Genomic DNA, 14,912 nt, shown 5'->3' on the forward strand with positions numbered 1-14,912 from the left:
CGCTGCCCCGGTGGATGCCGTAGACGCGCCCTCGCTGGGCCAACGCATGATGGCGACCCGCTTCCGGGGCTTCCTGCCGGTGGTGGTGGACGTGGAAACCGGCGGCTTCGACTGCAACCGCAATGCGTTGCTGGAGATCGCCGCAGTGCCGATCGAAATGGACGACAACGGCCTGCTCTACCCGGGGCAGACCGCCAGCGCGCACGTGATCCCGGCCGAAGGGCTGGAGATCGATCCGAAGTCGCTGGAGATCACCGGGATCATCCTCGACCACCCGTTCCGCCTGGCCAAGAGCGAGAAGGACGCGCTGGACCACGTGTTCGCGCCGGTACGCGTGGCGATGAAGAAATATGGCTGCCAGCGCGCGATCCTGGTCGGGCACAACGCGCATTTCGACCTGGGCTTCGTCAACGCGGCGGTGAACAGGGTCGGGCACAAGCGCAACCCGTTCCATCCGTTCAGCGTGTTCGACACCGTGACCATGGCGGGCATCGCCTATGGGCAGACGGTGCTGGCGCGTGCGGCGGTCGCCGCCGGGTTGGGCTGGGATGCGAACGAAGCGCACAGCGCGGTGTATGACACCGAGCAGACGGCGAAGCTGTTCTGCACCATTGCCAACGCCTGGCCCCGTCCCTGATCTGGGATTCCGTGGGACACGCATGGCGTGTCGCTACGCGGGTCGGCGGCAATGCGGCGTAGGGACACGCCATGCGTGTCCGCGCGGTGCCGGGCTACCCGGTAATCAACCGATCGCGGTCCGGTCTCTACCTTCGCTCTTGGCGCGGTACAGCGCGCGATCAGCGCGTTGGTAGAGCAGCATCGGGGTGCGGTCGGCGGCATCCAGCTCGACCAGGCCGGCGCTGAAGGTCACCTGCAGGCCGGGCACCCCGGCCCAGTCCGGATGGTCATGGAACAGCCCGCGCAGGCGCGCGCACACCTGCGCCGCTTCGGCCAGGCGGGTGTCGTTGAGCAGCAGGGTGAATTCCTCGCCACCGGTTCGCGCCGGCATGTCCGAATCGCGACAGGCCGAGGCGATCACCCGCGCCACTTCCGCCAGCACCACGTCGCCCACGCTGTGGCTGTGCTGGTCGTTCACTTCCTTGAAGTGGTCGATGTCCAGCACCACCAGGCACAGCGGATGGCCGCTGCGCTGCGAACGGGCGAAGTCGCGTGCCAGCGCTTCGTCGAACGCGCGGCGGTTGGGCAGGCCGGTCAGCGCGTCTTCACGGGCCTGTCGTTCGAACTGCTCGGCCTGCACTGCCAGGCGCGCGGCAAGCTGCGTCTTCTCTTCGTTCAAGGCCTGCAGGCTGGCGGTCTGCGCCTGCAGGTCGCGGGTCGCAGCATCGACGCGGCGCGCCAGGCGGACGTTGCTGGCCTTGTAGCGGTTGATCAGGTAGCGGTACAGCGCCACCAGCCCGGCCAGCAGCAGCAGGCCGCCAATGAACTGCACGCTGCGCCGCTGCCACAGGAACGGCTCGACGGTGAATGACCACACCGCTTCGCTGCTGCCCCAGGTACCGCCGGGGTGGGCGGCACCCACGTGCAGGGTGTACTCGCCCGGCGGCAGGCCGATGAACTCCACGCTGCGCTGCTGGCCGCGTTCGATCCAGGCGGTGTCCAGCCCGTCCAGGCGGGTGCGGTAGCGGATCCGCTCGGACATCAGGTAGCTCAGGCCCACGTAACTGATGCTCAGCCGTCGCCCGCCCGGCAGGGTGTTGTGGTTGGCGCCCTGCCAGTGCAGCGGCACGCCGTCGACCAGCACCGTTTCGATCGCCGCCGGCGGTGCCAGCCGCTCACGGAAGCGCTGCAGGCGCAGCGGATCGACCGTGCTCAGGCCACCGGCGGTGACCACCCAGAAGGTGCCGTCCTGGCGCAGGATCGCCGACGGGCCGGAGCTGCCGTTGGCCTGCGAGTTGGCCATGCCGTCGATTTCGTTGTAATGCTCGACTTCGATCCGGCGCGTGCGTCCGTCGGCGACGTCGTTGAGCATCGCCATGTCGGTGCGCAGCACGCCGCGGTTGCTGCTGATCCAGACGTTGCCGATGCGGTCGGGCACCAGCTGGAACACGGTGTCCACCGGCATGCCCTGCTCCAGCCCGACCCGGGCCAGTTTGCCGTCCTGGTAGCGGTACAGCCCGCGGTCGCTGCTGATCCACATCGCGTCGCCGATCTGCTGGAAGCCGAACACGCTGCGCCCGCCGCCCAGCGGTGCCAGGTCAATGGCCTGCACGCGGTCGCCGCGGAGCACGCGGATGCCTTCGATGGTGCCGATCCACAGGTCGCCTTCCGCGTCATGCGCCAGCGCGGTGATCAGCCCGGTCGGCATGCCCGGCACGTCCGGCACGGTCACGCCGTTGGCGTCCAGCCGGGCCACGCCCTTCTGGGTACCGGCCCAGACCGCGCCGTCGCGGGCCACGCTCATCGCACGGATGTTGCCGCCCGGCAGGCCGTCTTCGGCGCCGTAACGCCGCAGCATGCGGCCCTGGCTGTCCAGGTGCAGGATGCCGTCGCCGAAGGTGCCCACCCACAGTCCGTCCGCCTGGTCCTGGGCCAGGCTCAGCACTGACGGCGTCTTGCCCCCGCTGTTGCGCAGCGGCACCGGCTGGAACCGGCCCTGGCTGTCGCGTCGGTCCAGGCCGCTGGCGCTGCCCACCCACAACTGGCGGCTGCGGTCTTCCAGCACGGTGCGCACGTAATCGCCGCTGAGTCCGTCGCGTTCGGTGAAGCTGCTGAACAGCGTTTCGCGCAGGCGGTACAGGCCGCCATTGGCGCCCACCCAGATGCTGCCTTCGGCGTCCTCGCGCAGGCTGACCACGCGCCCGCCGGGCAGCGACAGTCCCGCAGGCAGGCGCTCCAGGCCGTGCCGCGACAGGCGCAGCAGGCCCTGGTTCTCGGTGCCCAGCCACAGGTCGCCGTGGCGGTCCTGCAGCATCGAGGTGATATGCATGCCCGTGCCCAGGCTGTGCTGCAGCTGCGGCACGCCGTCCTGCATGCGGTAGATGCGTTCGCCGGCGACGATCCACAGCACCCCGTCCGGAGCGCGGTAGGGCCAGACCAGGCCACGGCCCAGGCCGAAGCTTTCCGGCGCCCGGCGCAGCACGCCGTCGGTGCCGCGCACCACCAGGCCATCGAGCGTGCCGACCCAGACCCGGTCCTGCGCGTCGACCACCAGCTTGGTGAAGCTCATCGCCATCGGCACATCGGCCGGCGGACGTTGGTACTCGAAGCGCCCCTCGCGGGTCAGGCTGCCGATGCCGTTGCCTTCGTACAGCAGCCAGAGCCGGCCGTGGCTGTCCATCTGCATGGCCTGGATCAGCACCTGCGGCGCCGGCGGCTGGTGCGGGAACACCTGCCAGCGGCCGTCGGCGCTGCGCCGGGTCACGTTGCCGCGCGAGTCGCTGATCCACAGGCCGCCGTCGCGGTCGACGAACAGCGCGCCGACGCCGTTGTCGCGCAGGCCCGGGCGGGTGCTGCGGTCGAACACGGTGAAATCCAGCCCGTTGTAGCGCACCAGGCCTTCCCAGGTGGCGAACCACAGGTGCCCTTCCGGGGTCTGCGCGATGTCACGCAGCGAGTTGTGCGGCAGGCCGTTGCGCGAGGTCCACACGTCGATGGCGTAGTCGCGCAGCGGCGGCGGACCGTCCTGCGCGGCCAGCGTGCCCGGGAGCGCGGCGAACAGGCACAGCAACGCCAGCGCCAGGCACAGGCGCTGAAGGGTCAATGCTGCTCGTACCGGCCGCCACCGGGTCCAGCGCCCCCCTTGCCTCATCCGCAAGGATCCGGCAGGGAGCTGGAAAGGAAGCCGGCCAGATTGGACGCACTCATGCGGCAAAAGCTGGCGGGGGATGCACATAGTAGGCAAATCCGCGCCGCTTTGCCCGTGCCGCGCTCAGCCGGCGCGGCTGCCGGGCGGGCGCGGCGGTGCCGGCCAGTGCACGATCGCCTCCAGACCTCCCTGCGGGTGGTTGCGCAGGTGCAGGGTGGCGCCGTCCTTCTCGGCCAGCGCGCGGGCGATGGTCAGGCCCAGCCCGGCCCCGCCGGTAGCCCGCGAACGCGAGGTTTCCAGCCGCACGAACGGGTCGAACACGGTCTCCAGCTCGTCCTCGGCCAGGCCGGGGCCCCGGTCGCGGACGCGCACCCGGACCCCCTCGGCACCCTTCTCGACCCGCACCTGGGCGATGCCGCCGTAGCTGATCGCGTTGTCCACCAGGTTCGAGAACAGCCGGTGCATGGCCAGCGGGCGCAGCATCAGCACCGCGCCACTGCGCTGCGCGAACTCCGCCTCTGCGCCGGCTTCCAGCGCATCCTCGACGATGCTCTCCAGCAGCGAATCCAGGTCCAGCGCAGCCCGGGGCTCGGCGCTTTCGGCGCTGCGCGCCAGCTCCAGGCCTTCCCGGATCAGCGCCTGCATCGCGCCGAGGTCGCCGATCAGCCGCTCGCGCAGTGCTTCGTCGCTTACGTTCTCCAGGCGCAGGCGCAGCCGGGTCACCGGGGTCTGCAGGTCGTGCGTGATCGCGGCCAGCATCTGGGTGCGTTCACCGAGGGTGCGCTGCAGGCGCTTCTGCATGGCGTTGAAGGCTTCGGCGGCGCGCCGGACCTCCAGCGGACCGATGACCTGCAACGGTTCGCGCTGCAGGTCGTCGCCGAGCTCGGCCGCGGCCGACGCCAGCTGCTGCAGCGGCGCACTGGCCATGCGCGCGACCACGTACGCCAGCACCGCGATGGCCAGCACCAGCAGGGTCAGGAACAGCGGGTCGACCTCGAGGATGCCGTTGTGCGCGATGGCCGGCGACTCCAGCGACAGCGACAGCTCGGTACCGTCGCTGAGCGGCAGCTGCACCGCCCGGCACTTGGGCGGAATGAAGGCCGGATCACGCTCATGCGGCGGCTTGCGACGGAGCTGCGACGGCGGCGGCCACAGCTCCTGGGCCTTGGGCAGGCAGGAGCGGAACGAGGTGAAATGCACGGTGGCGTGCGACACCGGACCCGTGCGGTCCTGGAGCAGATCCATCAGCGCCGTGTCTTCGCGACCCAGCCGCGCGCCCTGCGGCAGGCGGCGCACCGCCGGCCCGCCCACCTCCAGCAGCCGGTCGCGCAGCTCTGGGTTGCCGTCGAGCATGTTGACGAAGCCCTGCAGGCGGTCGGCAATGCGGGTGAGGTTCTGGCGTTCGAACTCCTGCTGGCGCTTGGTCCCGGCCAGCATGGTGGCGCCGATCGCGGCCACGCTCATGCCCAGCAGCAGGATCACGAACAGGCGCCCGACCATCGAGGCGAAGAAGCGGCGCAGGCGCATCATTCCAGCGTGACCGCCGCCGCCAGCACGTAGCCTTCGTTGCGCACGGTCTTGATCAGCCCGTCGCTGCCGCCGTCACCGGCCAGTTTGTTGCGCAGGCGACTGACCTGCAGGTCGATCGCGCGGTCCTGCGATTCGTAGCTGCGGCCGCTGCTGAGCGACACCAGCTGCTCGCGCGAGAGCACCTTGTTGGCATGCCCCACGAACACCCGCAGCAGGCGGAACTCGGCGCCGGACAGCACCACCACGCGCCCGTCCGGGTCGACCAGGTGGCGGCTTTCCAGGTCGAAGGTCCAGTGCGCGAAGCGCGCACGGCGGATCGCCAGCGGTTCCAGGTTGGCCGGCAGCGCTTCGGTCCGGCGCAGCACGTTGCGGATCCGCGCAAGCAGCTCGCGCGGTTCGAACGGCTTGCCCAGGTAATCGTCCGCGCCCATCTCAAGGCCCAGCACGCGGTCGATCGGCTCGCTGCGCGCAGTGAGCATGATCACCGGCGTGCTCGAGCGCGCGCGCAGGTCGCGGCACAGGGTCAGGCCGTCTTCGCGCGGAAGGTTGAGGTCGAGCACGATCAGGTCCACGTGTTCGCGTTCCAGCACCTGGCGCATGCCCTGGCCATCGCTGGCGGTGCTGACCTGGTAGCCGGCGCGGCCGAGCTGTTCGGCCAGCAGCTGGCGGATGTCGTTGTCGTCATCGACGATCAGCAGGCGTTGCATCGTTGTGGTCTCCATGCGGCGATGATCCCCTGTCGGGAGCTGAACCGCATCCTCTGGTTTGCGTACGCATGTTTCAAGCACGGCGCGCGATACATGCCGACACATGCAATCGCGCCGCTGTTACCCGGCGTTACACGGCGAGCGTTGAGCCCCCCTGCCCCGCTCTTCACAATGCTGACAACGCCGCATGCCGGCCTGTTGAGTTGATCATCATCGTGAAGCCCCGACTGCCTGTTACCCGCCGCGGCCGCGTGCTGCTCGTCATCGCACTGCTCGTGCTGGTCTGCGGCATTGTCGCATGGACCCTGCGCAAGCCGGGCGCGCCGACCCTGGCCACCAGCCCGGTCACCCGCGGCGACCTGGAGCAGACGGTCGAAGCCACCGGCGTGATCGATGCCTACAAGCTGGTCAGCGTCGGTGCGCAGGCCTCGGGCCAGATCAAGTCGCTGAAGGTGCAGCTGGGCGATACCGTCAAGCAGGGCGACCTGATCGCCGAGATCGACGCCACCACCCAGCGCAACGCGGTACTCAACGCGCAGGCCGCGCTGGACCAGGTCACCGCGCAGCGGGCGGTACAGCAGGCCACCCTGCGCCAGGCCGAACTCGAGTTCGCCCGGCAGAAGGAAATGCTGGCGGCGGAAGCCACCTCGCGTGCCGAGTTCGACACCGCCGAAGCCCAGCTGAAAACCGCACAGGCCCAGGTCACCTCCTTCGATGCGCAGATCCAGGGCCGACAGACCGAGCTGGGCACGGCCAACGCCAACCTGGCCTACACCCGCATCACCGCGCCGATGGACGGCACCGTGGTGGCGGTGGTGGCTGAAGAAGGTCGCACCGTCAACGCCAACCAGACCGCACCGACCATCGTGATGCTGGCGCGGCTGGACCTGGTGACGGTCAATGCCGAGGTGAGCGAAGCCGACGTGGTCAAGATCAAGGCCGGCATGCCGGTGTACTTCACCACCCTGGGCGACCCGGAGCGCAAGTACCACGCCACGCTGCGCCAGATCAATCCGGCCCCGTCCTCGATCGCCAGCGACAGCTCCAGCAGTTCCAGTTCGTCCAGCTCCAGCGCCAGTTCGGCGGTGTACTACAACGCGCTGTTCGACGTGGAGAATCCGGACGGTACCCTGCGCATCGACATGACCGCGCAGGTCTCGGTGCTGCTCAAGCAGGCCAAGGACGTGCTGATCATCCCGTCGGTGGCACTGGGCCCGAAGACCCGCGACGGCCAGTACGTGGTGCGCGTGGCCGACAAGGACGGCATGCCGCAGCCGCGCAAGGTGAAGATCGGCATCAACACCGGTTCCAGCGCCGAAGTGACCTCGGGCCTGGAGGAAGGCGAAAAAGTGGTGGTCGGCGAAGGCAGCGCCACCCCGGCCGCTGGCAGCGGCAACCGTGGCGGGGCGCAGATGCGCATGGGCGGCCCGGGCATGGGCGGGCCACGCCGATGAAACACGCCCCCACCGGCACGCCGCTGCTGCGGCTGCGCGACCTGCGCCGCGAGTTCCCCGCCGGCGATGAGACCATCGCCGTGCTGCGCGACGTCAACCTGGACATCGCCGCCGGTGAGATGGTGGCCATCGTCGGCCAGTCCGGCTCGGGCAAGTCGACCCTGATGAACATCCTCGGTTGCCTGGACCGACCGACACGCGGCAGCTACCAGGTGGCCGGCCGCGAAACCGGCAGCATGCTGCCGGACGAACTGGCCGAACTGCGCCGCGAACATTTCGGTTTCATTTTCCAGCGCTACCACCTGCTCGGCCACCTCGACGCGCGCGGTAACGTGGAAGTGCCGGCGGTCTACGCGGGCAGCCCCGGCCCGGTACGCAGCGCGCGCGCCGAGCAGCTGCTGCAGCGGCTGGGCCTGGGCGACCGCATGCAGCACAAGCCCGGCCAGCTGTCCGGTGGCCAGCAGCAGCGCGTGTCGATCGCGCGGGCGCTGATGAACGGTGGCGAGGTGATCCTGGCCGACGAACCGACCGGCGCGCTGGACACGAAATCCGGCGAGGAAGTGATGGGCATCCTCGGCGAGCTGCATGCCGAGGGCCACACCATCATCATCGTCACCCACGACATGTCGGTGGCCGAACACGCCCAGCGCATCATCGAGATCCGCGACGGCGAGATCATCGCCGACCGCAGCAACGACAAGGCGCCGGCCTACCGCGCCCAGCGCACCCCGACCGTGGCCGCGGCCAAGGGCCACAGCTGGCGCGCCGCGCGCGACCGCTTCACCGAAGCGTTCCGCATAGCGCTGCTGGCGATGAACGCGCATCGCCTGCGCACCTTCCTGACCATGCTCGGCATCATCATCGGCATCGCCTCGGTGGTCTCGGTGGTGGCGATGGGCAATGGCTCGCAGCAGCAGATCCTGCAGAACATCAGCGCGCTGGGCACCAACACCATCGACGTCTACCCCGGGCGCGGCTTCGGCGACATGCGCTCGGCGCGGGTGCAGACGCTCAAGGCCAGCGACGCCGACGCACTGGCGCGGCAGAGCTACATCGACAGCGTCACCCCCAGCGTCTCCTCCTCGGTCACCGCGCGCTACCGCAACCAGTCGGCCACCGCGCAGGTCAGCGGCGTCGGAGAGCAGTTCTTCCGGGTCAAGGGTGTGACCCTGAGCGCGGGCAGCTTCTTCGACGCCGACGCGGTGAAGGGGCTGGGCCAGGTGGCAGTGATCGATGAAAACACCCGCACCCAGTTCTTCCCCAACGGCGCCGACCCGGTCGGCCAGGTGATCCTGCTCGGCAACGTGCCGGTGCGGGTGATCGGCGTGGCCCAGCGCCAGAGCATGGGCTTTGGCAGCAGCACCAGCCTGTCGATCTGGGTGCCCTACACCACCGTGATGTCACGCATGCTCGGCCAGAGCCATGTCTCCAGCATCACCGTGCGCGTGGACGATGACACCCCGATGGATGCGGCGCAGGCGGCGATCTCCAAGCTGCTGGTCATGCGCCATGGCACCGAGGATTTCTTCCTCAGCAACAGCGCCGAGATCCGCGACACCATGGAGCAGACCACGCGCACCATGACCCTGCTGATCAGCGCGATCGCGGCGATCGCGCTGCTGGTCGGCGGAATCGGCGTGATGAACATCATGCTGGTGTCGGTGACCGAGCGCACCCGCGAGATCGGCGTACGCATGGCCGTCGGTGCGCGGCAGAGCGACATCCGCCAGCAGTTCCTGATCGAAGCGGTGCTGGTATGCCTGCTCGGCGGGCTGCTCGGCGTAGGCCTGTCACTGGTGGTGGGCTGGGTGTTCGACACCTTCGCCCCTGATTTCAGGATGCTGTTCTCCACCGCTTCCATCGTGGCCGCGTTCGCGTGTTCCAGCCTGATCGGCGTGGCGTTCGGCTTCCTTCCGGCACGCAATGCGGCCCAACTCGATCCCGTGGAGGCGCTGGCGCGCGAATGAAGATGGCATCCCTGTTCAAGTCCGTTCCTGCCCTGCGCCCACTGGCGCTGGCCTGCACCACTGCCGTGATGCTGTCGGCCTGCGTCAGCACCGGGCAGTACAAGGTGGACGCTCCCAGCGTGCCGGCCGTCTATGGTCGTGGCGATGCGCAGCTCAATGCACCGGCCACGGTGTCGAACCCAGCGCCGACGTTGCAGGCCGACGTACGCGATGATGCATGGTGGACCGGCTTCGGCGACCCGCGCCTGGACCGGGTGATCGACCGGGCGCTGCAGGCCAACACCGACCTGGCCTCGGCGGGCTTGGCGGTGCAGCGTGCGCGCCTGCAGGTCGGGCTTTCCGGGAACGCATTGTGGCCGCAGCCTTCGGGCAGCGTCAGCAGCAATGGCAACCGCGCCATCGACCAGAACGCGGACTGGAATCGCAGCAGTTCGGCAGGCGTGTCGCTGCAGTGGGAGATCGACCTGTGGGGACGCCTGCGCGCGCAGCGCGACATCGCCCAGTGGGAGGCGCAGGCCAGCGAAGAGGACCTGCAGAACACCGCGCTGCTGGTGATCAGCGACGTGGCCACCCAGTACTGGACGCTGGCCTATCTCAACCAGTCGATCAGCGCCGGCCAGGCCAACCTGGAACGGCTGCAGCGCACGCAGGAGCTGGTCCAGGCGCGCTTCGACGCCGGCGCGGTGTCGCGACTGGAAGTGCGCCAGGCGACCCAGCAGCTGGAGGCGCAGCGGGCCGCGCAGAGCGCGCTGGAGCAGCAGCGCGTGGCCAGCCGCAATGCGCTGACCGTGCTGCTGGACGGGCAGCCGTGGCCGCAGGCCGACGAACCGCAGGTGCTGGACATCGCGGCCACGCCGGAAATTGCCGAGGGATTGCCGGCCGACCTGCTCGGCCGTCGCCCGGACCTGCGCGCGGCCGAGCTGCGGCTGCGCAACAGCCTGAAGAACATCAAGGTGACCGCGACCAGCTATTACCCGGCGCTGAGTTTGACCGGTGGGGTCGGCACGGGAGGGACCACGTTGTCGGACGTGTTGAAGAACCCGGTGGCGTCACTGGGCGCGGGGCTGTCGCTGCCGTTCCTGAACATCCGACAGGCGCAGCTGGACACGAAGATCGCCGGCACCGATTACCAGATCGCGGCGAACACCTTCCGGCGCACGTTGTACACGGCGCTTTCGGAAGTGGACAACGCGCTGTCGGCGCGCACCCAGTTCGCTGCGCAGGTGGCGGCCTCGCAGGCGTCGTATGACGAAGCGGTGGAAATCGAGCGGATGTACGAGGTGCGTTACCGGGTGGGCGCCACGGATCTGCGCACCTGGCTGGAAGCGCAGCAGACGCGTCGCGACGCGGAGTTGTCGCTGGCTGCGGTGAAGCAGAAGCTGCTGGTGAACGATGTGACGTTGTTCAAGGCGTTGGGGGGAAGCGCGGGGTGACCCCCGCGCGCGGGCGGTTGCACCGCCCGAATGCCATCCGACCAACGGTCGGCTGCTACCGCCTGTTTGAAGCGCCGCGTCAGCTGCGCTGACGCACCGCTTCAAACAGGCTTACACCCGCAGCGACCGAGACATTCAGGCTCTCGATATCCCCCGGCATCGGAATCTTCACCAACCCGTCGCAGTTCTCACGCGTCAACCGGCGCATGCCATCAGCTTCCCCGCCCAGCACCAGCGCAACGTTGCCCTTCAGGTCGATCGAATACAGCGAGGTGGTGGCCTCACCGGCCAGCCCATAGATCCACACGCCCTGCTTCTGCAGGTCCTTCAGGCAGCGCGACAGGTTGGTCACCGCCACCACCGGAATGCGGTCGGCGGCGCCGGCCGAGGTCTTGCGCACGGTGGCATTCACCGTGGCCGACTTGTCCTTCGGAATGATCACCGCCGTAGCTCCGGCGGCGGCCGCGCTGCGCAGGCAGGCGCCCAGGTTGTGCGGGTCCTGGACCTCGTCGAGCACCAGCAGCAGCGCCTTGCCCTCGGCGGCGGTGACCAGCCCTTCCAGCTCGTTCTCACCGTAGGTGCGCGCGGCCTGGTAGCGCGCGGCCACGCCCTGGTGGCGCACCGAGCCGCCCACGCCGTCCAGCGCCTGGGTGTTGACCTTGCGCACGTCGATGCCCTTTCGGCGCGCGTTCTCTTCGATTTCGGTCAGCCGCGGGTTCTTCGCGCTGGCCTCGATGAGCACTTCGCGGACGTTATCGGCATCGTTCTCGATCGAGGAGGCGACGGCGTTGACGCCGACGATCCACTGGCTTTGCTTGCTCATTGCGGGGGCGGGACCGGTACAGGGGGTGGTAATGGTAGAGCATCGGGAGGCCGGGCGCCCGGGATCACCGGGGTGGCCAGCGCTCGGTGTCGCGGTCGGGGTGCTGGTGGGAGACCAGGCTGCGCAGGCGCTCGGCGTCCGGGTCGTCCTCCAGCAGGATCACCGGCAGGCCGCCCAGCTGGTCCACGAACGGCAGCTTGGACTCGGTCCCGTACTGGACGGTCGGCGGCAGCCGGCTGGGGTCGTCGAACGCCCCGGCCGCCACGGCCATGCCGTCCTCGCCCTCATAGGTCAGCGGGGTCCCGCAGTCGGCGCAGAAGCCCCGGCGGAAATGGTTGGAGGACTGGAACCGGCGCGGTTCGCCCCGGGTCCATTGAAAATCGGCGCCGCGCACCGAGACCAGCGGTGCGTAATACGCGCCGAAGGCCTTCTGGCACATCCGGCAATGGCAGATCGAACGGTCGGGCAGCGCGCCACGGACGTGGAAGCGGATCGCCCCACATTGGCAGCCACCGGAGAATTCGGGAACCGGGTTCATGTGGGGACTCCGTTCTGGGTCTACGGGGAGCCGGCCGGCGGCCGGCACTACGGCGTCATGCCGACGGCCGGCGATACCGGTCAGTATTTCTGCTTCTGGCGCTTTGCGGGCTGGCCCCGGGGCGGCAGGGTCGGCTCCTGCTCTTCCTTGTCTTCGACCAGGCGGAAGTCGATCTTGCGCTCTTCCATGCTGGCCTTGAGCACCAGGATCCGCACGCGGTCGCCCAGGCGGTAGCTCTTGCCCCGGCGCTCACCGCTCAGCGTCTTGCGGGTGGCGTCGAACTGGTAATAGTCGTGCGGCAGCTGGGTGACATGGACCAGGCCGTTGACCTTGGACTCGTCCAGTTCGACGAACAGGCCGAAACTGGTCACGCCGCTGATCACGCCGTCGAACTCGCCGCCCACGTGCTTTTCCATCCACGCGGCGCGGTAACGCTCGTCCACTTCACGCTCGGCCTCGTCGGCCCGGCGCTCGCGTTCGGAGCACTGCAGCGCCAGCGCGGCCATTTCGCGCTGGGTGTAGGTGAACTTGTCCAGCGGCTTGCCGCTCAGCGCATGCTTGATCGCACGGTGCACCAGCAGGTCGGGATAGCGGCGGATCGGCGAGGTGAAGTGCGCGTAAGCGTCCAGCGCCAGGCCGAAGTGGCCCTGGTTGTCCGGCGAATACACCGCCAGGCTCTGGCTGCGCAGCAGCACCGACTCCAGCAGGGCGGCGTCGGGGCGCTCGCGCACCTTCTTGAGCAGCTTGGTGTAGTCGCCCGGCTGCACCTTGGACCACGGCGGCAGGCTCAGCTTGAATTCCTTCAGGAACTCCAGCAGGTCGTCGTACTTCGCTTCCGGCGGCTTGGCGTGGTCGCGGAACGGGGCCGGCATGTGCTTGCTGAGCAGGTAGCGCGCAGCCTGCACGTTGGCGGCGATCATGCACTCTTCGATCAGCTTGTGCGCGTCATTGCGCACCATCATGCCGGCCTGGGTGACCTCACCGGTGTTGTCGAGCACGAAGCGCACTTCGGACGATTCAAATTCGATCGCACCGCGCTTGGTGCGGGCCTTGGCCAGCACTTTGTACAGCTGGTGCAGGCGTTCGACCTGGGGCAGCACGGCCTCGATCTGCTTGCGCGCGGCCGGGTCGTTCTCGCCCACCGCCTGCCAGACCTGGTTGTAGGTGAGGCGCGCGTGCGAATTCATCACCGCTTCGTAGAAGCGGGCATGCGCCACTTCACCGTCGCGCCCGACCTGCATGTCGCAGACGAAGCACATGCGGTCGACCTTGGGCATCAGCGAGCAGATGCCGTTGGACAGGGTCTCGGGCAGCATCGGCACCACGAAGCCGGGGAAGTACACCGAGGTGGCGCGCTTCTGTGCTTCGTCGTCGAGCGGGGTGCCAGGGCGAACGTAGTTGGAGACGTCGGCGATGGCCACCACCAGGCGGAAGCCTTCGGCGTTGGGTTCGCAGTAGACGGCGTCGTCGAAGTCCTTGGCGTCTTCCCCGTCGATGGTGACCAGCGGCGTGCTGCGCAGGTCCACGCGGTTGCCGATCATCTGCGGCTCGACCTGCATCGGCACGGCGGCGGCTTCGTCGAGCACGGCCTGCGGGAACTCGAACGGCAGCTCATGGCCGTGGATCGCGGTTTCGACGATCAGCGAGGCGGTGAGCTTGTCGCCGAGCACGGCGATGATGCGGCCGATCGGCGGGCGCCGGGTGTCCGGGGCCTGGGTGATTTCGCACACCACGAGCTGCCCGTCGCGGGCGTCGCCGGTCTGGTCGGGCGGAATCTGCACGTTGCGCTGGATGCGCTTGTCGTCGGGCACCACGTAGTTGATGCCGAACTCGACGCTGAAGCGACCGATCATGCGGGTCATGCCGCGCTCCAGCACGCGCGCGATGCTGCCTTCGCGGCGGCCGCGGCGGTCGATGCCGGTGACGTTGGCGAGCACGCGGTCGCCGTGCATGACCTTGCGCATTTCATACGGGGCCAGGAACAGGTCGTCGCCGCCTTCCACCGGGCGCAGGAAGCCGAACCCCTCGGGGTTGGCGATCACCACGCCGGTGATCAGGTTGGTGGCCTGCACGGGGGCGAAGCCGCCGCGGCGGTTCTGCACCAGCTGGCCGTCGCGGACCATGGCGCCCAGGCGCTTGCCGAGGGCGTCGGCCCGGTCGGGTTCGGTCAGGCCCAGCTGGACGGCGACCTCTTCATGGGTCTGCGGGCCGTCGCAGCGGTCGAGCAGCTGCAGGATGGCTTCGCGGCTGGCGATGGGCTGGGCATACCGTTCAGCTTCGCGGGCGGCATACGGGTCGTCCACCGGGCTGCCGGCAGGCATCGGGTGCGGATTGCGACGGGTCGGGACCGGTGCGCCGTGGTCCGGCCGGGGGCCGCTGCGCTTGCCGCCACGGGGCGGCGCGGGGGTGTTCATGGACTCGGGCATCCAGGGCGGCAGCTTCTTGCCAGACTTGGCAGCGCCAGCGCGGGGCTTGCCCGACGGACCGGCGGCCTGCTTGGGCGCCGGAGACTTGGGGGCTTTCGCGCCCCGGGTCGGTTTCTTTGTTTTCATCGACCTCCATGGTACCGCGTGGCGGTGTGCAGAATGGGTCATTGGCGACCCCCATGCAGGAATGTGAAGAAATTTAACAAAAGCGTTGACAACCTTCGCGGACATGCCCACAATTCGCCCCCTGAGTCGCCCAGGTGGCGGA

General features: G+C 68.9%; 10 protein-coding genes. 4 read left to right on the forward strand and 6 right to left on the reverse strand.

The window, feature by feature from the left end:
- Window positions 1–49: 49 nt before the first annotated feature.
- Complete coding sequence (rnt, locus tag C2U58_RS11060; RefSeq protein WP_102945916.1) at window positions 50–637, forward strand: ribonuclease T; 588 nt, start codon at window positions 50–52, stop codon at window positions 635–637.
- Between the two features lie 105 nt (window positions 638–742).
- On the opposite strand, the gene C2U58_RS11065 is transcribed toward rnt, so the two are convergent.
- From C2U58_RS11065 to C2U58_RS11075, 3 genes are all read right to left on the reverse strand, one after another.
- On the reverse strand, window positions 743–3,769 hold the full coding sequence (locus C2U58_RS11065; protein WP_102945882.1) for a ligand-binding sensor domain-containing diguanylate cyclase: 3,027 nt from the start codon (window positions 3,767–3,769) through the stop codon (window positions 743–745).
- Window positions 3,770–3,889: 120 nt separating this feature from the next.
- Window positions 3,890–5,296, reverse strand: coding sequence for an ATP-binding protein (locus tag C2U58_RS11070; RefSeq protein ID WP_102945883.1), 1,407 nt, complete (start codon window positions 5,294–5,296; stop codon window positions 3,890–3,892).
- A complete protein-coding gene (locus C2U58_RS11075) occupies window positions 5,293–6,018 on the reverse strand; it encodes a response regulator transcription factor (protein WP_070208081.1) in 726 nt (241 codons plus the stop codon). Before C2U58_RS11075 ends, C2U58_RS11070 begins: the two co-directional genes overlap by 4 nt.
- A gap of 200 nt (window positions 6,019–6,218) precedes the next feature.
- On the opposite strand from C2U58_RS11075, the gene C2U58_RS11080 reads away from it, so the two are divergent.
- The 3 genes from C2U58_RS11080 (at window position 6,219) to C2U58_RS11090 (ending at window position 10,857) form a co-directional block, all read left to right on the forward strand.
- Entirely contained in the window at window positions 6,219–7,457 is a 1,239-nt protein-coding gene (locus tag C2U58_RS11080; RefSeq protein ID WP_253256705.1) for an efflux RND transporter periplasmic adaptor subunit, read from the forward strand.
- Window positions 7,454–9,424: a MacB family efflux pump subunit gene (locus tag C2U58_RS11085; RefSeq protein ID WP_102945885.1), complete on the forward strand. Its 1,971-nt coding sequence runs from the start codon at window positions 7,454–7,456 to the stop codon at window positions 9,422–9,424. Before C2U58_RS11080 ends, C2U58_RS11085 begins: the two co-directional genes overlap by 4 nt.
- 68 nt (window positions 9,425–9,492) lie before the next feature.
- Window positions 9,493–10,857, forward strand: a complete 1,365-nt coding sequence (locus C2U58_RS11090) for a TolC family protein (RefSeq protein WP_343125472.1) — start codon at window positions 9,493–9,495, stop codon at window positions 10,855–10,857.
- A 79-nt stretch (window positions 10,858–10,936) separates the two neighbouring features.
- Here the strand turns inward: C2U58_RS11090 and rlmB are convergent, their stop codons facing one another.
- The 3 genes from rlmB to rnr form a co-directional block, all read right to left on the reverse strand.
- Entirely contained in the window at window positions 10,937–11,680 is a 744-nt protein-coding gene (rlmB, locus tag C2U58_RS11095; RefSeq protein WP_070208083.1) for a 23S rRNA (guanosine(2251)-2'-O)-methyltransferase RlmB, read from the reverse strand.
- A gap of 64 nt (window positions 11,681–11,744) precedes the next feature.
- Entirely contained in the window at window positions 11,745–12,218 is a 474-nt protein-coding gene (locus C2U58_RS11100; protein ID WP_102945886.1) for a GFA family protein, read from the reverse strand.
- An 80-nt stretch (window positions 12,219–12,298) separates the two neighbouring features.
- Window positions 12,299–14,770, reverse strand: coding sequence for a ribonuclease R (rnr, locus tag C2U58_RS11105; protein WP_102945887.1), 2,472 nt, complete (start codon window positions 14,768–14,770; stop codon window positions 12,299–12,301).
- Between the last annotated feature and the right edge of the window lie 142 nt (window positions 14,771–14,912).

Origin of the sequence: Stenotrophomonas sp. VV52, assembly GCF_002893095.1 — a bacterium.
Classification (GTDB): domain Bacteria; phylum Pseudomonadota; class Gammaproteobacteria; order Xanthomonadales; family Xanthomonadaceae; genus Stenotrophomonas; species Stenotrophomonas aracearum.

What these genes read in the sequence shown, in the direction of transcription:
- rlmB (WP_070208083.1), bottom strand. Translation starts at nt 11,680, where the DNA reads ATGAGCAAGCAAAGCCAGTGGATCGTCGGCGTCAACGCCGTCGCCTCC.
- C2U58_RS11085 (WP_102945885.1), top strand. Translation starts at nt 7,454, where the DNA reads ATGAAACACGCCCCCACCGGCACGCCGCTGCTGCGGCTGCGCGACCTG.
- C2U58_RS11065 (WP_102945882.1), bottom strand. Translation starts at nt 3,769, where the DNA reads ATGAGGCAAGGGGGGCGCTGGACCCGGTGGCGGCCGGTACGAGCAGCA.
- C2U58_RS11100 (WP_102945886.1), bottom strand. Translation starts at nt 12,218, where the DNA reads ATGAACCCGGTTCCCGAATTCTCCGGTGGCTGCCAATGTGGGGCGATC.
- C2U58_RS11090 (WP_343125472.1), top strand. Translation starts at nt 9,493, where the DNA reads ATGCTGTCGGCCTGCGTCAGCACCGGGCAGTACAAGGTGGACGCTCCC.
- rnt (WP_102945916.1), top strand. Translation starts at nt 50, where the DNA reads ATGGCGACCCGCTTCCGGGGCTTCCTGCCGGTGGTGGTGGACGTGGAA.
- rnr (WP_102945887.1), bottom strand. Translation starts at nt 14,770, where the DNA reads ATGAAAACAAAGAAACCGACCCGGGGCGCGAAAGCCCCCAAGTCTCCG.
- C2U58_RS11075 (WP_070208081.1), bottom strand. Translation starts at nt 6,018, where the DNA reads ATGGAGACCACAACGATGCAACGCCTGCTGATCGTCGATGACGACAAC.
- C2U58_RS11070 (WP_102945883.1), bottom strand. Translation starts at nt 5,296, where the DNA reads ATGATGCGCCTGCGCCGCTTCTTCGCCTCGATGGTCGGGCGCCTGTTC.